17 protein-coding genes are annotated in these 20,542 nt (G+C 55.2%); 11 read left to right on the top strand and 6 right to left on the bottom strand.

What is annotated here, in order from left to right:
- Positions 1-402 precede the first annotated feature (402 nt).
- Together ACQ4N7_RS27910 and ACQ4N7_RS27905 are read left to right on the top strand one after the other, a co-directional pair.
- Positions 403-2,097 (top strand): SpoIID/LytB domain-containing protein, encoded by a 1,695-nt coding sequence (locus tag ACQ4N7_RS27910; RefSeq protein ID WP_430714715.1) that lies wholly within the window; start codon positions 403-405, stop codon positions 2,095-2,097.
- Between the two features lie 271 nt (positions 2,098-2,368).
- Entirely contained in the window at positions 2,369-4,483 is a 2,115-nt protein-coding gene (locus ACQ4N7_RS27905; protein WP_430714714.1) for an IS1096 element passenger TnpR family protein, read from the top strand.
- Between the two features lie 97 nt (positions 4,484-4,580).
- Here ACQ4N7_RS27905 and ACQ4N7_RS27900 read toward each other — a convergent pair whose 3' ends face one another.
- From ACQ4N7_RS27900 to ACQ4N7_RS27890, 3 genes are all read right to left on the bottom strand, one after another.
- Positions 4,581-6,125: a phytoene desaturase family protein gene (locus ACQ4N7_RS27900; RefSeq protein ID WP_430714713.1), complete on the bottom strand. Its 1,545-nt coding sequence runs from the start codon at positions 6,123-6,125 to the stop codon at positions 4,581-4,583.
- 214 nt (positions 6,126-6,339) lie between these two features.
- A complete protein-coding gene (locus ACQ4N7_RS27895; protein WP_430714712.1) occupies positions 6,340-6,552 on the bottom strand; it encodes a hypothetical protein in 213 nt (70 codons plus the stop codon).
- 22 nt (positions 6,553-6,574) lie between these two features.
- The gene (locus ACQ4N7_RS27890; protein ID WP_430714711.1) at positions 6,575-7,033 is read right to left on the bottom strand and encodes a YbhB/YbcL family Raf kinase inhibitor-like protein; all 459 of its coding nucleotides are present in this window, start codon (positions 7,031-7,033) and stop codon (positions 6,575-6,577) included.
- A gap of 357 nt (positions 7,034-7,390) precedes the next feature.
- Between ACQ4N7_RS27890 and ACQ4N7_RS27885 the strand changes: the two genes are divergently transcribed.
- The 7 genes from ACQ4N7_RS27885 to ACQ4N7_RS27855 all read left to right on the top strand — a co-directional run bounded on the left by ACQ4N7_RS27885 (position 7,391) and on the right by ACQ4N7_RS27855 (position 12,955).
- Positions 7,391-7,948, top strand: a complete 558-nt coding sequence (locus tag ACQ4N7_RS27885; RefSeq protein ID WP_430714710.1) for a hypothetical protein — start codon at positions 7,391-7,393, stop codon at positions 7,946-7,948.
- A 97-nt stretch (positions 7,949-8,045) separates the two neighbouring features.
- The gene (locus ACQ4N7_RS27880; RefSeq protein ID WP_430714709.1) at positions 8,046-8,528 is read left to right on the top strand and encodes a DUF2243 domain-containing protein; all 483 of its coding nucleotides are present in this window, start codon (positions 8,046-8,048) and stop codon (positions 8,526-8,528) included.
- On the top strand, positions 8,521-9,414 hold the full coding sequence (locus tag ACQ4N7_RS27875; protein WP_430714708.1) for a sterol desaturase family protein: 894 nt from the start codon (positions 8,521-8,523) through the stop codon (positions 9,412-9,414). The genes ACQ4N7_RS27880 and ACQ4N7_RS27875 overlap by 8 nt, the downstream gene beginning before the upstream one ends.
- Positions 9,415-9,467: 53 nt before the next feature.
- Positions 9,468-9,665: a hypothetical protein gene (locus ACQ4N7_RS27870; RefSeq protein ID WP_430714707.1), complete on the top strand. Its 198-nt coding sequence runs from the start codon at positions 9,468-9,470 to the stop codon at positions 9,663-9,665.
- Positions 9,666-10,008: 343 nt separating this feature from the next.
- On the top strand, positions 10,009-11,655 hold the full coding sequence (locus tag ACQ4N7_RS27865) for an alpha-amylase family glycosyl hydrolase (RefSeq protein ID WP_430714706.1): 1,647 nt from the start codon (positions 10,009-10,011) through the stop codon (positions 11,653-11,655).
- 236 nt (positions 11,656-11,891) lie between these two features.
- Positions 11,892-12,512 carry an NAD(P)-dependent oxidoreductase gene (locus tag ACQ4N7_RS27860; RefSeq protein WP_430714705.1) on the top strand — a complete coding sequence of 207 codons (621 nt, stop codon included), beginning with the start codon at positions 11,892-11,894 and terminating at the stop codon, positions 12,510-12,512.
- 80 nt (positions 12,513-12,592) lie between these two features.
- Complete coding sequence (locus ACQ4N7_RS27855; RefSeq protein ID WP_430714704.1) at positions 12,593-12,955, top strand: DnaJ domain-containing protein; 363 nt, start codon at positions 12,593-12,595, stop codon at positions 12,953-12,955.
- Between the two features lie 165 nt (positions 12,956-13,120).
- Here the strand turns inward: ACQ4N7_RS27855 and ACQ4N7_RS27850 are convergent, their stop codons facing one another.
- The 3 genes from ACQ4N7_RS27850 to ACQ4N7_RS27840 form a co-directional block, all read right to left on the bottom strand.
- Positions 13,121-14,134 carry a hypothetical protein gene (locus ACQ4N7_RS27850; protein ID WP_430714703.1) on the bottom strand — a complete coding sequence of 338 codons (1,014 nt, stop codon included), beginning with the start codon at positions 14,132-14,134 and terminating at the stop codon, positions 13,121-13,123.
- A gap of 3 nt (positions 14,135-14,137) precedes the next feature.
- On the bottom strand, positions 14,138-14,686 hold the full coding sequence (locus ACQ4N7_RS27845; protein WP_430714702.1) for a J domain-containing protein: 549 nt from the start codon (positions 14,684-14,686) through the stop codon (positions 14,138-14,140).
- Between the two features lie 549 nt (positions 14,687-15,235).
- Positions 15,236-18,145 (bottom strand): PAS domain-containing protein, encoded by a 2,910-nt coding sequence (locus ACQ4N7_RS27840; protein ID WP_430714701.1) that lies wholly within the window; start codon positions 18,143-18,145, stop codon positions 15,236-15,238.
- 445 nt (positions 18,146-18,590) lie between these two features.
- On the opposite strand from ACQ4N7_RS27840, the gene ACQ4N7_RS27835 reads away from it, so the two are divergent.
- Together ACQ4N7_RS27835 and ACQ4N7_RS27830 are read left to right on the top strand one after the other, a co-directional pair.
- Positions 18,591-19,532 carry an alpha/beta fold hydrolase gene (locus ACQ4N7_RS27835; RefSeq protein ID WP_430714700.1) on the top strand — a complete coding sequence of 314 codons (942 nt, stop codon included), beginning with the start codon at positions 18,591-18,593 and terminating at the stop codon, positions 19,530-19,532.
- Positions 19,533-19,852: 320 nt separating this feature from the next.
- Positions 19,853-20,353, top strand: a complete 501-nt coding sequence (locus ACQ4N7_RS27830; protein ID WP_430714699.1) for a hypothetical protein — start codon at positions 19,853-19,855, stop codon at positions 20,351-20,353.
- Positions 20,354-20,542: the final 189 nt, after the last annotated feature.

The raw sequence follows: 20,542 nt of genomic DNA, 5'->3' as shown, positions 1-20,542 counted from the left end.
CTCAGGGTGGGTTTGGGGAACCGTAGCAGGGGATGGAGGAGAAAGATGCATAGAGCCTAAGGAAAAGATGAATCAGCCTGAAACTCTAGCATCTTCAGCCTTCCTTGAGAATGAAATGGCCCTGGGAATTACCCTTAGAAATAAACCTAGGATACGTAGATGAACTGCTCAACTAAAAACAGATGTTGGGTTTCGCTAGCTCAACCCAACCTACTAACTCAGAGGTAGTCGTCTGTACAACCCACCAGTTCTATAGAGCTATTTTGGCATAATCAACAAGATCACAAATCCTCTATAAATTTAGGTTGACAAAAGATTCCCACCCTAATGGTCTGAAGCCGCTAGAATTTCTTTGGCCCGATCGCACCATCGGCGGGCAGCACTCTACTTCGTTTGCGCACTATGGCTTCGCTCTCCCTGCCCCGATTTCAGTTTCGGCCCCTGGGCAACCCGCGATCGCGCTGGCTAGGTACCGTGGGAGGAATTGCGATCGCCCTCACCACCGCCATAGCCGCCCCAGCCCCCGCCGCCCAAAACCCGGTCATTCAGGTCGGCATTGTGCAGCGCTTTGGCGAAAACCTGCAGGACCGCATCACCCTCGAAGCCCTGCCCGGCGAGCAGCTCACCCTCAGCTTTGAAACCCAGGGCCAGCCCCAGACCGTCACCACCAGCCGGGTGGTGCTGAGCCTGGCCCCTGAACCGCTGCCCGAAGCCACCCTGGGCGAGCGCGTCGTGCTCAGCAACCACCGCAGCTTCGAAACCGCCGAGTACAGCGCCGAGCAGTGGCGACAGCGCGGCATTGAGCCCGAAATTGCCCAGCCCGGCAGTTGGGAAGTGTGGGCCAACCGCGACACCTACAACAGCCCCCTGGTGCGGCGACTGCTGGTGCAAAACCTGCAGGCCCAGGGCTTTACCGAAGTCTTTCTCGACAGCGAGGTGGTGGGCCAAATTCCTAAAGCCTACTTTGAGGCCAACGGCTACCGCTACCAGCGCGATACCCTCGACATTCGCGCCAGCGGCGGGCGGGTGCGGGTCATTCAAACTGGGGAAACGCCCGTCACCCGCGTCTACGGCGGCACCCTGCGGGTACAGCCCAACACCTACGGTACCTACACCCTGGTCAACAGCGTGCCGATCGAAACCTACCTGCGCGGCGTGGTGCCCCACGAAATTGGCCCCAGCGCCCCAGTGCCCGCCATTCAGGCTCAGACGGTGCTGGCCCGCACCTATGCGCTGCGCAACCTGCGTCGGTTTGCGATCGACGACTATCAGCTCTGCGCCGACACCCAGTGCCAGGTGTACCGGGGTCTCACGGGTACTGCGCCCGTCGCCGACCATGCGATTCAGGCCACCCAGGGCCAGGTGCTCACCTACGAAAACGAGCTGGTCGATGCGCTGTATTCTTCCACCACGGGCGGGGTTACTGCTGCCTTTAGCGACGTGTGGGATGGCCCCGATCGCCCCTACCTGCGCCCCGTGGTCGACTCGGTCTACGGCCTGTGGAATATCAACCAGTACCCGCTCAACTCTGAGGAGAGCATTCGCCGGTTCATGGCGATCGATGAGGGGTTCAACGAAGACACCTGGCAGCTCTTTCGCTGGCGCAACGAAAGCACCCTGACCGAAATCACCCAGGATCTCAAGGGATATCTGAGCAAACGACAGCACCCCATGGCCGGGCTGAGCCAGGTAAAATCGGTGCGGGTTTCTGAACGGGCCAACTCGGGTCGGGTACAGGCGATCGACATCGAAACCGATCTGGGCGTTGTGCAGCTCAAAAAAGACGAAATTGTGCGCGTGCTGACCGCTCCCCGCAGCCTGCTGTTCTACGTCGAGCCCATGTACTCAACTCCAGCCGCTGTGGGCACGGCTCCGGTAACGGAAGGGTCGCCTCCGGCAGCCAGTTCTCAACTTGTGGGCTATGCCTTTGTGGGCGGCGGCTGGGGTCACGGCGTGGGCATGAGCCAGACCGGGTCGTACCGGCTGGGCAACCTGGGCTGGAGCTACCCGCGCATTTTGCAGTTCTATTACCCCGGCACCACGCTGCAGCCGATTGGCGAAAACCTGACGTTTTGGCGCGATCCGGTTCAACAGTAAGGGACTCGCAAGACAATAAGGTACCTGCCGATCGGGCTTCGACTTCGCTCAGCCCTCGATCGCTGAAGAAGGTACCTGCCGATCGGGCTTCGACTTCGCTCAGCCCTCGATGCTGAAGGTTGAGCGAAGTCGAAACCTGGCTACCTGGTACACCAATACCCCGCAGATCTCTAAGCGTAAAGAACTTGTAAACATTCCCTTAGAGAAATCAGACCCTCGCGGTAGCCTGTAGGCAGTTATTCCCCTGCTGAGCTGTCAGGAGCTATGGGTCATGGCCTTCAACATTCGTCAGCTAGACAATCTCGACTACGACGATGCCGAGCCGCTGCTAGAAGACCATATCTACGGGGCGCTAGAGGCGTTTGCCAACTCTAAGACTGGCAAGGCCTACATTAAGCGCAACCCCGAAGGGGGCAACTGGATTGGCACTTTCATCGAAATGGCCTACGTCTACGGCGGCTATACGTTGCCAAAAATGACCAAGGCCAATGTGCAGGAGGTGATGGAGTACATTCTGCCCCGCAAGCTGACGCTGCTTGAACCGAGCGATACCGATGGGGCCATTGATGAACTGGTGGCCTTCTGGACGTTTATTGATGAGGTCTACAAGGTTCGCAGCGCCAAGGCGATCGCCAAGTACCTGCGATCGATCGAAACCCAGTTTCCAAAATGGATGTTTGACCCAGATCGGGGCGGCATCGCCAAAAGCTTTCTCACCCAGGGCATGGCAGCGGGCTTCGATATGACCACTCAGGCGGGATTAGATGCCTTTCGGCAAGAGTACAACCGCAATTTGCCGGCTAGTCCGCCGCTGCCGCCTACAGTGCCGATGCTCCCGGCAGAATTTTTGACAGAATCCTTTGAGATGACCACCCCGCCCGCCGATATGCAGCGGGCCTTTAAAGAGTTGGGCATTGCGCTACCTGCCGAGGGGGAAATGGTCAACCCTATGCAGCTGGTGACGCAGTTTTTTGGCGGTCTCATGAAGATGGACCCCGATGCTGCCGAGCAGCTAATGGCTGAGTTGGATGACGATCCAGACTCCCCCGCCGATGCTGCTGCCCTGAGGGAGCGCTTGCAGGAGATCGATTGGAGTACAGCGATCGCCCTTGCGGACGCCGACCAGGCCACACTAAAGCAACAAACCATTACCGAAACAGCTCCCGGCACCATTCTGCACGATCTGCAAACGGTTCTAGACGTGCTGGAGAACCAGAGCGTGTCGGTCAGCGGCAAGCTTCAGCACATGCCCGCTAAGGTAGCAGCAGATCTCAACCAGCGGCTGAGCAATCCCATCAAGATTGCCATGCAGCGGCCCGTACAAAAGTCTTACCCCAATGTTCACGGGCTGTACCTGCTGCTGCGAGCGACGGGGCTGGCCACAATCGTCACTGAGGGCAAAAAGGCCAAGCTGGTGCTGAACCCAGCAATCTACCGATCGTGGCAGCAGCTCAACCCTACCGAACAATATCTATCGCTGCTGGAAGTGTGGTTTTTGCGTAGCCATCCCGAAATTTTGGGCGACGAGCGAGCCGGGCCGCTGATGATGGGCGATCGCTGTCTGCAAGTCTGGCCTAGGCTGACCAAGACAGCCAGCGCCACCTTCTCCGACTACAACGCCCAGGACCAATACAACTACTTTTTAGGCTTTCACAACCTGGCCCTGATGGAGATGTTTGGGCTGATTGCGATCACCCCCGGCCAGCCCGAGCCTGGCAAAGGCTGGCGCTTCAAAAAGATTACAGCCGAACCCTGGGGTAAAGCGCTGATGACTGCGATCGGCAACGCAAACCAGGTCATGTTTCAAGACTGGCCAGGTACCCTTGACCCCACTCTGCCCCTGGGCGACTTGCAACCGCTGCTAAAGCCCTACTTCCCAAAGTGGCAGCGGTGTCTGGCGTTGCCCACGGTTGAGTTTCGCCCCGGACGGCACATATTTAAGGTCACGCTAGGCAAGATCTGGCGGCGGATTGCGATCGCTGGAGAGGCCACCCTGGCCGACTTCAGCGACCTGATTCGCGCGTCGGTCGATTTCGACGACGACCACCTGGATATGTTTACCTACAAAACTCCTACTGGTCTGACCATAAAGGCCTTTCACCCCTTTGCCAGCAGCGCAGACCTGTTCAGCGATGAGGTCAAAATCGGCAATTTACCGCTCTTGGTGGGTAGCACCATGGAGTATATGTACGACTTTGGCGATCGCTGGCAGTTTGAAGTCGTGCTAGAGGCCGTAGAGCCTGAGGCGGAGCCTGCCCCCCCCAAGGGCTTTCAGAACGCTAAGGTGAAAAAGACTCAGCAGGCCAAGGGCGAGTCCGCCAAAGCCCTCGGCAAAATAATCGAGTCGCACGGGAAGGCACCTGAGCAATATCCCGGTGCAGATTGATAAGCGAGATGGGCAAACACCCGACTCTGAAGGGAGTACGACAAAGCCCAGTCCCTAAACGCGAGGGTCAAGGGCCGGTTGAGGAGGGCCAACGCCCCTACCCCAGCACCTCGCGCAACATCTGACGCTGCTGGCTAACGGTCGCTAGCGTGTTTGCCGTAATCAGCCCGCAGGCCGCCACCGCAGGCAGGCCAATGCCGGGGAAGGTCGAACCGCCCACGCACAGCAGCCCCTCCAGCGGCGTTTTTGGCCCTGGAAACAGGCCGTCCTGGGCCGAAATGGCGGGGCCGTAGCTGCCCCGATGGCAGCGCAAAAAGCGCTCGTGGGTGAGGGGCGTGCCCACCAGCTCCACCTCCACCCGCTGGCGCACGTCGGGGATGATGCGCGCCAGGGCGCGCCAGAGGGGTTCCGCCCGTTCTTTCTTTAATGCTGCGTACTCGTCACTGCGGCGATCGAGCCCCTGCCACAGCTCGTAGGGTTCGGTGGCGGGGGTGTAGACGTGGATGGTGTGCTTGCCCGGCGGGGCCAGCGACGGGTCGAGCACCGTGGGAATCGACATCACAATCAGGTTTTGGGGCGCATCAATGCCCCGTTCCCAGTCTTCGATCGTGATGTAGTGGCAGGCTAAATCTTCGGGCAAGCCTGCGCCATCGATGCCCAGGTGCAGGTGCAAAAAGCTGGGGCACTCGGGGGTGGCCTGGCGTTCTTCTACGAAGGCTTTGGGCAGTGCAACCTCAGGCACCAGCTTTAGGGTGTCCCAAATGGAGGCGTTGGAGATGACGGTGTCGGCGGTGATGGTTTCGCCCGATCGCAGCGCCACCCCGGTAGCCCGACCACCGTCTACCAAAATCTGCTCGACGTGTGCCCCCAGCCGCAGGGTGCCGCCATGTTTCTCCAGGCCGCGCACCAGGGCATCGACCATCGCTGCGCTGCCGCCGATGGGGTAGTCGAGGGTGACGCCGGGGCGGTACCATTCGGCAAACATAAAGGCCATTTCGGCGGTGCTGGTGCCCTCGGCGGGCAGGCCAGAGAGCAAAAAGCAGAGCAGGTTCATCCAGTGGCGAATGAAGGGGTCTTGGGTGGTGCGATCGAGCACGGTGCTGAAGGGTTTGCTGGATTGGGTCAATGCCGGAGCATTGCGCAATAAATCCCAGCCGTAGGGGGCGACGGTTTGCAGGGCACCCAGATCCAGTCGCAGAGCCGCAGGAGGCAGGGCGGTAGCGGCTTTGCCCAGGGGCTCCATCACGTTTTGCAGTCGTCGCCAGTCTTCTACAGCGGCCTCGCCGCGCAGGGTTTGCAGCACCTCGGCAAACTGGTCGTTGCCGACGGTAGTGTCAAAGTCGCCCTCGGGAATGCGAACGCCCCAGGTGTCGTAGTTGGCCCAGGTAATGCTGTCGCCTTCCCCCACGGCATCGAGCACGTGCCGCAGGGGGTTAGTCGAGCCTCGGTACGACAGGCCCGAATAGAGCGATGGGCCAGAGTCAAAGGTGTAGCCGCCGCGCTCAAAGCCGTGGGCGGCCCCGCCAGCAATGGTGTGGCTTTCGCAAATGGTGACGCGATGGCCATAGCGAGCCAGCAGCGCGCCGCAGCACAGGCCGCCAATGCCGCTGCCAATGATGATGATGTTGGAGGACGATGCCATGATCGGTTGCTGAGGACAGCAGCGACTCACTGCGATCGCTGCCCCTTAATCTTGGCGCTCCTGCCCTGTTTTTGCAAAGCGAGCGTTGGTTGGCGGCGATTGCCTGGGGCTTTAAGGCGTTCTTTGGAAAAGAAGACCCCCGACCTCAAGAAGCTCTGGTGCTGGATTCGCGCTTGGGCGGGAATGGCAAGGTAAGTTTTTCCCTAGAAATCCCCTAATCAGCTTGATCGATGCAGGCTTTGAACTGCATGTAGGCCTCCTCTGGGGTGAGGGGGTCGTGGTTTTCGTCGGGGATGTAGAACTGGCGGCTGTCGGCAAAGTGGCGCACCACAAAGCTGTGGATGAGGCCCCGCTGTAGCGCCTGGTTACCCAGGTCTTCGGCAGCATCGGCCAGGCTTTGCTCGTCGTGAAAGGTGGGTTGGGTCATGATTGTGCTTCTACAATTTGGCTTAAAATTCGGCTCTGCCGTAGAGGCCCATCAGCTCTGCCGCCGCCAGGGTGCGATCGCGCATGGCCTGCAAAACCTCGTCCTCGCTGGCCCCAGCGGCCACATCGAGCGGCTGGTCGAGGGCGTAGAGCTTAAAGAAATAGCGGTGGGTGCCCTGGGGTGGGCAGGGGCCGCCAAACCCGATCTGGTCAAAATCGTTTTTGCCCTGCTGACCACCGTTGGGCAGGGTTTCCTGCTGGGGCAGCCCGGCGGGCAGTTCGCGCAGGTCGGCGGGCAGATTGTAGAGCACCCAGTGGGTGAACTGGTTGGGGGTGTCGCGATCGCGCACAATCAGCGCAAAGCTGCGCGCCTCAGCCGGTGGGTCGGCCCAGTTGAGCGGCGGCGACAGGTTTTCACCATCGCAGGTGTAGCGGTAAGGAATAGACGTGCCGGTTAAAAATTCAGAACTGTAGAGATGCATAGGCTTGTTCTATCAATAACTATCAACGAAATTAGAAGTCCTCCCTAAATCAAATCGAACCTCTAGACAATTCATTCTCTTAAAAACAAAAAAACAAAAATGTTTGGGGACCGATGCCATCAGCCTAGGAACCCAAATGGCGATCATCCTCTGGCAAGCGAGACAAATAAGCGCCAGCGATAAATCAATCGTTGGGTAGAAAGAGCCGGTAACTGGCGCGGCGGCGATCGCATCAAGCCGCATTAAAAAGGTTATGCCCGCCGGACGATGAGGCTTGCCGCCAAAACAAAAAGGATGAAGGTGAGCGCTACCAGAGCGCCTCACAACGTTGGATCATTGGATAACGAGGACACACCTATGGCAGAGCAATTCACCCACAGAGGCATCGGGTTTTTCCCTGAGGAAGAGCAGGCCGAAAAAGCGGTTCGAGCGCTAGAGTCCTCTGGCTTTCCGATGGTTCAGGTGTCAATTGTGGCCAAGCAGCTAGAAAAAGATACGGTGGCAGGCGGCGCTAAAACAGGGCACCAGGTTCAGGGGCAGGATATTAATGCCTCCAGGCGACTGCCTGAACAGTTGAATACCGGAGCCCTCTGGGGCGGTTTGCTGGGTGGGCTAAGCGCGTTTGCCATTCCTGGCGGGTTAGGGGCGGTGCTGGCGGCGGGCTCTGCGGGGGCCGCATTTGCTGGCGTTATGGCTGGGCAGGGGGCCGGAGCTTTAGCGACCCAAAATTTAAAGGAAGGGCTGAAGTCTCTAGGCCTTCCTGAAGAGAAAGTGGGGGGCTTTAGCGATCGCTTAATTAACCAAGACTTTATGGTAGTTATCGATGGCTCCCAGGCCGAAATTAACCAGGTTGAGTCGGCTTTAACCGATCACAATATTCAGGCCTGGGCTATTTATCCCATGCCTCAGTCTTAGTTTTTGAACGCGATGTTCAGAGGAAGGAATTGCTAAAGGCCTGACCCAGCCCTTTCTCTGAGCTAGCCTCGGCCCCCACCATTGAGCAATCCGATCTATGGAAAGTCCAAAATCCTTCCTGCTACCCACAAAAGCATTCCAGCTGGCAGGTTTTTTGCTGGGCTTTGGCCTGGGCGGATTCATCGATGCCATTGTGCTGCACATGCTGCTGCAGTGGCACCACATGATTTCGGGCCGGGTGCCGATGGATACCCTGGTGGGTTTACGCCGCAATGTGGTGGGCGATGGTGTTTTTGGCGCTGGCATGTGGCTGATTACGGTGCTTGGGTTGGGCGTGCTGTGGCGCAGTATTCAGCAGAGCCCAGTGGTGCCGCTCACCACACCAGCGTTTATCGGCTGGATTTTGATCGGCTGGGGCGGATTTCACTTCTTCGATAGCATCGTTTTTCACGCCCTGCTGGGGCTGCACCACATTCGGCAGGTACCCAATTTTTTGGTGTACGACATCGCCTTCTTTCTAATGGGCTTTGGGCTGATCGGAGTGGGCTATCTGATGACACGTAAGCAAGTCAATGCCTAATTCTCTTGCGATCGCAGCTGTTTTGGTTCTGCCCGGTTTGATTGGGGCCATCTTTCTCGCGCTGTTTTTAGCTGAGCGAGTGCGGCCCCTGCGGCAGCCCACCCGACCGCTATGGCAGCGGCTGAAGGTGAACGCTGGGGTAACGGCGATCGCGGCGTTGCTCAACCTGGCCGTGGTGCAAACCGCCGCCTACTTCACCATTCAGCGGGCCGAGGGGCAGGGTTTTGGGCTGGTGCGGTGGCTGCCGATGCCGCCGCTGGTCACAGGGGCGGCAGCTTTTCTGCTGCTCGATCTGACCTTCTACTACTGGCATCGGGCCAACCACGGCATTCCCTTCCTGTGGCGTTTTCACAATGCCCACCACATCGACCCCGACCTCGATGTCTCGACCGGGTTTCGCTTCCACTTTGGCGAAATGGTGTTTTCGGCGGGGCTGCGGGCGGCCCAGGTCGCGCTAATTGGAGCATCCCTGGGCACCTATTTGCTCTATGAGCTGGTTTACCAGTCCAACACCCTATTTCACCACAGCAATCTGCGGCTACCGCTGGCCCTAGAGCGGCGGCTCACCTGGCTGCTGGTTACCCCTCGTATGCACGGCATCCACCACTCCCAGGTGCGTGAAGAAACCAACTCCAACTACGGCGTCATTTTTCCCTGGTGGGACCGACTGCACCAAACCCTGCGGCTTAACGTGCCCCAGTCAGACATCACCATCGGCGTGCCCGCCTACACCGACCCCGCCGACAACCAGCTTGTAAACGTTTTGAGACTGCCCTTTCAACCCCAGCGCGACTACTGGCTGCACCAGCAGCCCATCGCCTGTGACCCCGCTGTTGTAGGTCAGGACCGGAGCAAACTGGTGAACGCCAAGCAAGCGGCCAAATGAGTTTTTCCCGTTTCGACTGTCTACAACACAACCCAATTAAGGAGCACTCTCCCATGATTCGTAGCTTTAATCTCATCGATCGCCTGACCTCTGCTAAAGGCGCTGGCGCTATTCTCCTCGCCCTCGGTGCCCTGGTGCTGCCGGCCTGCGGCGTAGGCCAGGAAGAAGGCTTAGGCGAAGAACAGGAATATCAGGAAGAAGGCCTAGGGGAAGAAGAAGGTCTGGGGGAAGAAGAAGTCGGTGACGACTAATCTTGAGCGCTCAAGATCGCGAAGGAACTGCCGTAGGCGGGCGCGATCGCTACCGATAGCCCTCTGGCAGGGGTATTACACTGCAATGCCCCTGCGTTACGTCTGCCCTAATCCAGCGGACGTTTGCCATAGACCCAATTTTCTCATTTTTCCTCGCTACAGATTTGGGGCGATCGCCTCTCAGCAATGAGGGGAGGGGGAAAAATTTTCCTTAAATTTGTGGGTATAGAGACTCAACGCAGAATCTCAACCCTTTTTTCTGCCTAAAGGTGGGTGAGAAAAAAAGTGTTCGACATCATATTAAGAAGCATTGAGTGCGAATGCAAACTTAAAGGTACGATCTATGGCCAGCTCAATCGAGTTCAAGCTATTTGCGCCTTATAACGAAGGCGCTATTTTATTTGGCTCTTTTTCTGACTGGCAAGACATTGAGATGGAAAAGGGCAAGGACGGCTATTTTCGTACCGCTGTAGAACTAAAGGATGGGCGCTACGAGTACAAATTTAAGGTACAGTCTAAAAGCTTTTTTCTAGAACCCGACGAGTGGGTTGAGATTATTGATCCAAAAGCTAAGCACATAGAAGACAGCCACCAAAATACAGTTATCTATATCAAAGACGGCGAACCCATTGTCGATGACTACGTGTGGAGTCATGACGACAAAGATTTGCCCCAAAACGAAGAGCTGGTTATCTACGAAATTTTAGTTAGCGACTTTTCGGGCGGCGAAGACGATCCCTATCCTCGAGGAAAGCTTCAGCACATCACCGAGAAGCTAGACTACCTCTGCGAATTGGGCATCAACGCCATTGAGCTAATGCCGATTCAAGAGTTTCCAGGCGATCAGGGCTGGGGTTACAACACTCACCACTATTTTTCGATTGAATCTAGCTACGGCACCTCCAAAGACTTTAAGCACCTCGTCGATGAGTGCCATGCCAGGGGCATTCGCGTCATTTTAGATATCATCCTCAATCACTCTGGTTCTGAAGCGCCGCTCACCAAAATTGACTACACCTACTGGTATCGCCGCGACCCCAAAGACGCTGAGTATAACTGGGGTCCAGAGTTTGACTACGACCACTACGACGAGCACCTCGACCTTTGCCCAGCCCAAGAATTTGTCAAAGAAGTCGTTCGCTTTTGGATTTCGGAGTACCACATTGACGGCTATCGATTTGATGCCGTCAGCCAGATGGGCCATTTTGATTTTCTCAAAGAAATAGCCGGTCAGAATGCTCAAGACGCCCAGCCCAAACCGTTCTACAACATTGGCGAACTGATTCCAGAATCTCCCGATGCAACTAACCTCGACGGCCCCCTCGATGGCTGCTGGCGCGATGGCTTTTTGCACAACCTTGTACCCATGCTGTGCGGTGAAGAAACCGATATAGAAACCGTTAAAGATCTGGTCGATGCCAAGCGATCGGGCTATATGGGGGCGGTTAACGCTATTACCTACCTCAGCAACCACGACCACGACCATTTGATGGTGCAGCTAGGCAACCGCGAGATTTTTGACGACGAGGCCTTTAAACGGGCCAAGCTAGGGGCAACGTTAGTCATCACCTCTATGGGCGTGCCCTTAATATGGATGGGTGAAGAATTTGGTGCCTACAAACCCAAGTCGCTAGACCCGAACAAAATCGACTGGACTCTGCTAGAGAACGATCGCAACCGCGACCTGTTTGAGCACTACAAAGGACTGATCAACCTGCGCAAGGAGAACCACGCCCTGCGCACCGAAAACGTCGAATTTTTCTTTGAAGATCCGGATAGCAAAGTGCTGGCCTACGTTCGCTGGAACGATGAAGGCTCTACGATCGCCGTTGTGGTCAATTTCTCGGGGAATTACCTGGCCGACTATAGCGTGCCTAACTTCCCCCGCAGCGGTACCTGGCACGAATGGGTCAACGACTACGACGTTGAGGTCAACGACGGAGTTTTGACTCTCGATTTGCCCGAATACGAAGCCAAGGTGTTTGTTTAAGGCATTACTTTTGAAACAGCACGTCTATACAAACCTATGACGTTGTTTTGACTGGCGCAGGCCGCAATGCCTTAGTCTGCGCCGCCTATTCACTCAAAGCGGGTTCAGCGAGTGGCCAAGCGGCTCATCTGCACGGTCAAAATACTCGCCCCCACCCACAATCCATTTCAAAGGATAGAAGCCAGCGATCGCCCTATCTGCCATCCTGAAAAGGTCATGGTGATGGAGACGACAGGATGAACCTGCTAATTTTTGGCGCAACGGGCGATACGGGGCGCGAGCTAGTCAAGCAAGCGCTGGCCCAGGGGCACACCGTTACCGCCTTCTCGCGCCATGCCGATGAGCTAACCGCCGACTTCCCCACGATCAAGACCATTGAAGGCGACGTAACCGACAAAGCCACCGTCGAGAAGGCCGTGCAGGGGCAAGATGCCGTGCTGTCTGCCCTGGGGTCGTCGAGCCTGAAGCGCAGCCCGGCCCTGACGACAGGGGTGAGAAACATCGTCGAGGCGATGGAGCAGTACAATGTGCGGCGGCTGGTTTACCAGTCGTCGCTGGGGGTCGGCGAGAGCCGCAAGCAGGTCGGTTTTTTGGTGCGCTACATCATCATTCCGCTGGTGCTGCGCAACGCGATCGCCGACCACGAAGACAAAGAGCGCATCATCAAGCAGAGCAATCTTGACTGGGTAATTGTGCGCCCCGCCGGGCTCACCAACGGCGACCATACGGGCGAGTACCGCTCTGGCGAAACGATCGATTTTGGGGCCAAAATTGCCCGCGCCGATGTGGCCGATTTTATGCTGAAGCAGGTCACCGACGACGCCTGCCTGAAGAAAACCCCCGGCGTATCCTATTAGCGAATGCATCCATCGTGCCGTCCAGTATAGTGAAAAAGATAAAGCTGACCTTCGCCAGCGGGCCATCGAATAGCACCAGGATGCCAACTCCCCCAAACTCTACAGATTACTACGCGGTTCTGAAGGTCAATCGACAGGCAAGCCTGCTAACTATCAAACAGGCTTACCGCCAGTTAGCCCGCCAGCTTCACCCCGACCTCAACCCCAGCACGGCAGCGGCGGAGCAGTTTAAAGCCCTCAACGAAGCCTACGAAGTGCTCTCAGACCCAGCCAAACGCCGCCAGTACGATCGCTACGGTGCCGACTGGAAAAAGGCCGAGCAAGGATACGCAACCACCAGCTACCCCAGCGGCAGGCAGCAGGACGACTTCGACGACATGGAATTTGGCCGTTTTGGCCGCTTTGAAGACCTGCTAGACGATCTTTTCGATCGCTATAGTTAGCGTTTTATCTACTTTTTAGTAGCTAGAAACCGAGGTTCTTGGCCATCGTTTAAAGATTTCTGCGAGTCGCTTATAAGAAACTCGGTTTCTTTTGCTAAAAGTGATGCTATGGAGAAGTGGGGTTTAATCCACGGTACTTGCAGGCTAATGACGCACCTAAGTTAGCTAAGCTGCAGGCGGGAAAGAGCGATGTTTTGAGGAAGGTTCTAAAGCATGATGTCCAAACACCGTCTTCACTTTATAGAGCCTTTGCAATGCCTTTTCAGCATCAGGATATCGCTCCATAAGAAAGTCGATCAGGTCGTCAGCTGTACAGCCAATCTGAGTACCACCATTCCAGGTGTGAAACTCTTTATGAACGTCCTCATTTAGAGTAATAAGATTGTCCAAACAGGCTGCCAAATCCGGATATTCTTTATCGGAATAAATGTGATGAGCAGCAGCATTGAATTTGTGCGTCTTGTTACTTTTTTTGAGAGTGATCTGACAAGTTTCTTTGTCTCGCTTTTTAGCAGCTTTCTTAGCTTTTTCAATCTCGTTTTTTCGAGCTGTTTCAGCATCAATGATCAACTTAAATGTCTTCTTGCTTACCACTTCGACGGCTTTACACCATTCCCTACGATCTTTTACTGTAAGCGATTGAGACAACTCTCGGCTGAAGCGATCAAAACCAGACAGAGAATAGTATCTAACGCCGTCAAAGTCGTCAAAATCTTCGAACTTGGCGAGTGGAGAATCAGAATTTTTAATCGCTTCGAAAGCTCGATTGAGACGAGCGTAGCTAGTGCAAAAGATATTCACCATATCTTTCTTAGATATAAAATATCTATTGTTTCGAAGGGTTAAGGAGCTACTATTTTCATAAATCTTGCGGCGAACGAAAGCATTTCGCAGCTTTTCCTTATGCTTAGTTATAAACTCAACAATGCTGTCCCAGAGGCTCTTTGGCTCAACTGAATCCATGTACTTTGCGATCGCAAATGCTCCATGCTCCGCAAAGATTCGTTCCTTGTACTTCTTGCTGACATAAATATAGTGATCACCCTCTCTTAATTCCCACTCATCATCGGGATCAGATTCAAAAAATTCAATGATTTTATCGAGTTTAGCAACAGAAATTTCTAAAGCTGCCGCCAAATCTTGCTCTTTGATTGTGAATTTTGACGTATCCTTTGCCATTTCCTATGCCTCTGCGCTAATACTCTGATACATGGTGTTAATGCGGTCAAAGATCTTGGCATCACCTGTGCCTGAAGCATCGGGATGATACGTTTTGCTCAGATTGTGGTAGGCCGCTTTGATTTCTTCTGGTGATGCAGATTTAGGGTCGAGGCCAAATACTTTCCAGGGTTGAAAGTACTTAAAGATATCAATTCCGTTGATACAGCCATAACCTTCTAGTTGTTCTTCCCCAGGAAGAACACCGACAAACTTGCGATACAGAACTTCCCAAGATGTTTTAAGGCCTAGATTCAGCGGCTCCATACCATCGGTAGCCATCTTGAAGGAGCCTGATTTCTTCAGTTCGGTTGTATTTTTGACTTCAAAATAATCGTAAACAGCTTTCTTGATTTTTGTTAATGGCAGAGGTTTTGGCTTCTTATCTACTTTCTTATGATTTACAATTACAAACTGAGCAAACTCGCGCAGCACCTCAGAGTCAACTTTATAATGCTCAGCAAGGCGACTGACTTCGTTTTGAATAAGAGAGTTAAGGTGTTTTGACGGCATGGCAACTTCGCTTTGGTGTTAACATTTGCAACTGCGCAGAGATACCTGTCTGGCTGACTGACAAAACATCAGGCGTAGGTTGGGTGAAACGCAGTGAAACCCAACAGCAGCCGACCTTGTTGGGTTCTGCTAGCGCGCCACCCAACCTACGCAGTAGTCGGTATTTCACAGGTTTTGTCAGTCAATCAGGATACCTGTTTTAGCAGACGATCATCAGCTTTCCCGAAAGACTACTTGACTGTAACAGTACCAAAAAATACCTCTTCTAGAAGTACAAATGCTCTACAAGAAACTGAGAAGTTCCTGTCTTGGTAAAAATATAGCGTTCCATGCTTTCGTCACTTGAAAGATTTCAGGTGCTCCTGCTGCTCTTAAGCCAAGATCTCGTAAAGCCACTGCTCCAGTATCAAAAGATTTTCGTAAAGAAAATTTTACTTTTCGCGGCATCAAGTGATGTGAGCAGGCAGCGAAGCTAACCCGCAGCGGTCGTTGAGGCGATCGCAAGCAGGGGTAAAAAAAGCTGTCATGTTTAGTGCTAGCAGAAGTCGCTTAATCAGCCTGGGCCAGCTCTGCAATGGCTTTGATTAGCTGCTCGATCTCAAGCGGTTTGGCAATCAAGCGCTGATAGCCGCTGGCCAGCGTTTGCTGATAGTCATCATCTTGACAGTAGGAGGTAAAGGCCAAAGCTGGCACCTGGCCACCTTTGGCGGGGGGCAAAGCGCGAATACTTTGAATTAGAGTGTGGCCATCGGTGCCGGGCATGCCGATATCGCTGACCATTACGTCGGGCTGAAATGACTCTAGGCCCTCCATAGCTTCAGCGGCGGAGCTAACGGCTAAGACTGTGGCCTCGTACTGGGTCAGCAGCGTGGCCAACAGCTCCAGGGTATCGGCATGATCATCGACAATCAAAACTCGAATGCCACTCAGGTGGAGAGTGGAGGGGGAAGAGGCGGGCGAGGGCGCGACAGCCCCAGCCCTGAGCATCGGCAGGCTAACGATGAAAGTGGCACCCAGGCCTTCACCAGGGCTATCGGCTGTAATCGTGCCGCCGTGGGCCTCAACCAGATACCGAACGATCGATAGGCCCAGGCCCAGGCCGCCGTGCTGGCGAGTAATCGCGACATCTTCCTGGCGAAATGACTCAAACAGCAGGGGCAAAAACTCGGGCTTGATGCCCTTGCCACTGTCTATGACGACGATTTGAACCTGGCGATCGCGCTGCCGGAGCTGAACCTCTACCTGGCCACCTTCGGGGGTAAATTTAACCGCGTTGGAGAGCAAATTCCAGACAATTTGCTGCAGTCGGCTGCGATCGCCCACGACATGAAAAATCAGCTCCTGATCGTCAGCGGCCACAGCCTGCTCTGGGCTGGGTTCTGCCCCTTGAACCGTAGAGCGCAGGGCAATTTGTTTTGCGGTTGCCGCTGGTTTAACCGTATCCATTGCCGCTGCAATGACGGTATTGAGATCGATGGGGTTGGTTTCAAGCTTTAGCTTGCCCCGCAAAATTTTAGCCACATCTAAAAGGTCATCTACGAGCTGCGCCTGCAGTTTGGCGTTGCGCTCAATGGTAGAGAGGGCCAGGGCGGTTTTGGCCTCGCCGAGCTGACGGGTTTGCAGCAGTTTGGCCCAGCCCAAAATGGGGTTGAGCGGCGTTCTCAACTCGTGGGATAAAATCGTCAAAAACTCATCTTTGACCCGGTTGGCCCGCTCGGCTTCTTCGCGAGCCAGCTGCTCTCGGCGCAGCAGCTGCTCTCGCTCGGCTTCGGCAGATTTAAGGGCGCTTAAATCGAGCACAAAGGCAATGGTTTCTTCCTTCGTTTCGCCCACCTGGCTATAGCCAATTAGCACCGGCACCCGACTGCCGTCTTTGCGCAGGTATTCTTTTTCGTAGGGGGTGCAGGCCCCTTTTTGTCGCGATTCGGCAATGCCAAACTCATCTAGCGGCAGGCATTCGGGCGGCGTAATTGTCGTCCAGTGAACTTGACGAGATTCTAGCTCGGCGCGGGTGTAGCCAATAATTCTTAACAGCTCGTCGTTGGCTTTATAGATGTAGCCCTGGGCATCGCCGTAGAGAATGCCGACCACGTTGGCATTGACAAAACTCTGTAGCCTCGATTCGTTGTCGGCCAGGGCGGCTTCGGCCCGTCTGTGTTCGGCTTCGGCCCGTTTGCGATCGCTCACATCAACCGTAGAGCCGACGATGCGAACCACCTGCCCCCGCTCGTCGCGCACCAGGCAGCTGCGCTCCCAAACCTCGACCCAGCCCCCATCGGCATGGCGAACCCGGTACTCGCTGGCGTACAGCCCGCTGGCACTGTTGAACATGCTCTCCAGCTGCGGTCGCAGCCGAGCGATATCCTCGGGGTGAATGCGATCGCGCCACCAGTCGGCGGTGGGTGGGGCCTCCTCCGAGCGCACGCCGACCAGCTCGTACAGCTTTTCAGAACGGTAGACGCTGTTGGTGCTCAAATCCCAGTCAAACACCAGCCCGTCAACGGCGCGGGTGACCAGTCGAAAGCGCTCTTCGAGCTGCTTCTGGCGATCGATATTGATGAGCGTTCCTGCCCAGCCGGTGATCTGGTTCTGGCTGTCGCGAGTGGGCGTGGCCCGGTTGATAAACCAGTGGTAGGTGCCGTCGTGCCGCCGAATCCGGTTTTTAATCTCAAAGGGTTCGCCCAGGGCCACCGATCGCCGCCAAGACTGCAGCGTGCGATCGCGATCGGCGGGGTGCAGCACCTCGACCTCGCTCCAGTGCAGCGACTCGACGGCGCTTAACCCCGTGTAGTCGCACCAGCGATGGTTCCAGTAGTCAATAGCTCCGGTCGCATCCGCCGTCCAGACCATCTGAGGAATGGCTTCGGCCAGGGTATGGTCTACGGTGGGGTGCCGGTAGTGCTCCAGGCTGGCAAAGGTCTGGCCTACGTCCCACGGCTTGGCCGCAGCGGTAGCGTCGTTTTGAAACAGCGCCTTCGCCGGTTCCGGGTGGGGAGAGGGGGCCGGTGGTGATTGGGTGTCTGGCTGAGCTTTGGGCTGGGCTGGCTCAGGGGGCGAGTCTCGGCTCGCCAGCACGGCCCGCAGGCTCACAGCCAGGCTATTGGGCGTAACCTGCTCCCTCAACAGATAGTCAGCCGCCCCCAGCTTAAACGCTGTGATAATCAGGGTTGCCACCTCAGCGCCCACGACCATTACTGGGGGGCCGTCATCGCCTAGCTGCTGTCTGAGCGTTTCGAGCGGCTCTAGCTCGCTGAGATTAACCGTTTCGAGCACCAAAACAACGATGTCTACCGACCCAGATCGACATCGCTCAAGAATGTGTTGAAGATGTCGATGCTCTACCAGCTCGTAGGTGACGGCAGCATCTTCAGGTAAAAAAGGCTCAGCTAGACGGCGCGTGCCCTGCCCTTCGCCCGACGCGGGGCCGACTATAAAGATGGCTCGATAGGTCTCTAGCATGGCTCGCACCGGCCTGCAGGCGATCGCTCGGCAGATGGGCCGACAACAGCCCTGCAAACAGAGACCTGTGGGGCCAGAGAATTAAAAGGCAGGCTTTGCTCTTGCCGAGAACTGGTGCAAGATTCTGTCAGAATCGGCTTTGACCTTACCAGCATGTGCAAGACAACGGTGAGCCTGTGACAGCTCTATAAAGTTTTCAGGATAATAAAAGCCTAGAGTGGGCTGCGACCCTATAAATCCATCAAAAGATAGACATAACCTAAAGTTAATCAAAACACCGACTTTAACCCAACCGAGAGCCGCTGGTTTGGCCCGAAAACACACAACTTACATCAAACGATTGATGATAGCCGTGAAGCTAGTGGTTAGGCTGTTGACAGCGGTTGCTGGGCGCGATCGCAACGTCAACAATATCAACCGTATTTCTCTGACAGGAGAGTAACCCATGTTTGTTCCCCCCGGCTTTGTCAGTCGTACCATCACAACTGAGTATGGCCGCATGGTTTACTATACATCTCAAGGAGAACCCTGGGCCACCTCTGAGCAGGCCGATGAGCGAGAAACTCTGGTATTTCTGCACGGTTTTGGGGGCGGTTCTTCGGCCTACGAATGGTCAAAAGTTTACCCGGCTTTTGCGGCAGACTATCGAATTTTAGCCCCCGACCTAATTGGCTGGGGACGCTCCGACCATCCTGCCCAAGATTATCAAGTCGAAGACTATATTGCCATCATCATCGAGTTTTTAGAAGAGACCTGTAGCGGCCCCACCACGGTCATTGCCTCTGCTCTGACGGCAGCGTTTACGGTGCGGGCGGCCATTCAGCAGCCCGAGCTGTTTAAATCGCTGATTGTCACCACTCTGGCTGGTTTAGCCGAGTTTGGCCAAGACTATCGGCGCAGCGGGTTTGCCCAATTTGCCCAGTTCGCTAGCCTGCCGGTTTTAAACCAGCTGCTCTACAACGCCGGGGTGGCCAACAGCTTTGGCATTCGCGGCTATCTAGAACAGCGGCAGTTTGCTCATCCAGAGCGAGTGTATCCAGAAATTGTCGAGGCCTACCTGCAGTCTGCCCAGCAAGATAATGCGGAGTATGCCGCCCTTTCCTTTGTGCGCGGCGACCTGTGTTTTGACCTGTCTCAGTACATCACTCAGCTCACCGTGCCCACGGCCATTATCTGGGGCAGGGGGTCTGAGTTTACGGGGCCAGAGATAGGCCGCCGCCTAAAAGAAATGAACCCCCAGGCCATTCGCATTTTTTACCAGCTCGACGATGTTGGCTTTACGCCTCAGCTTGAGCTGCCCGGCGTTACCGTGGGCCTAATTCGCAAGTTTTTGCCCCAGCTGGAGCATAGCCCTGTGGTTCTGTCTCCCAGCGCCAGCTTCGCCTAGCGTTGAAGAACATCCGCGAGCTGAAGAGATCGCACCCAGCCAGGCCGCAGCCCAGAACACCAGCCCGGGTTTTTCGCCAAAACACTCCAACAGATTGATTCTTTGGCGGCAACAGCCCGCTAGGCTGGGTTTATCGCGACTATGGGCTTAATTAAGCCAGGCAATCGCTATTGCTAGCGGGTTGTCACAAATGGCAGGTAGGCAGCAAAATTCGCGATGTCTTTTTGCCTGTTTTGGCCTGAGCGGCTTTTGGGCCTGGTGAGGCCGCGATCGCACAAGCTCTAACCCGTCTAGATTGGCACCAGCGGAGGTGATTTTACGTGGAAGACCACTCTATTCTCGATTGGATTTCGGTTCTGGGGCCAATTCTATTTTCCTGGCCTCTGGTGATTGCCGTTGTGCTGATATTTTTTTACAGGCCTCTCTTCGACCTGCTCGAAAAGTTTTCCAGCAACAACATTCAAAAAGCCAAAATTGGCCCCTTTGAAATTGAAGAATCTGAGCAGGCCTACGTCGAGTCGCTCAAACTGCTGTTGACCAGCCTCGTCACCAAAAACGAATTCAATTACCTAAAGCAGCTCAATACCGATCAAGCCGCCACTCCCTACGACAATGTTGCCGATCTAAAGTCAGGGCTAGAACGGTTGTCTCACCTGGAGTTTGTCAAGGTTAAGACAGCGATGGACCAGCTGCCCTCAGCAGGCGATCTGGAACAGCATGTAGAACTCACCGAAAAAGGCAAAAAATACCTGGCTCTGCGCGACAACCTGGTGACCAACCAGTCGTCCAGTCAAGACCAGGACGACTCAGCAAGTGGCTGATTGGACGGTTAATTGGCGATCGCAAGCAGGCCTGGCTAAGTAGGCAAGCGCAATTAAATATAAGTAATTGCTCAACTCAGTAGCCAATCAGCCTGCTGTGAGGTAAGGGCACGAGAAATAGCCTCGAAGGCAGAAATGCCTTGACGGCGAGCCGTGTTCACCAGTGAGCGCACCTGAGCAAACAACTCC

Source organism: Nodosilinea sp. AN01ver1, assembly GCF_050565655.1.
Taxonomy (GTDB): Bacteria; Cyanobacteriota; Cyanobacteriia; order Phormidesmidales; family Phormidesmidaceae; genus Nodosilinea.
Note: the sequence above shows the minus strand (reverse complement) of the source record. Positions and strands in the feature narration are given on the sequence as shown.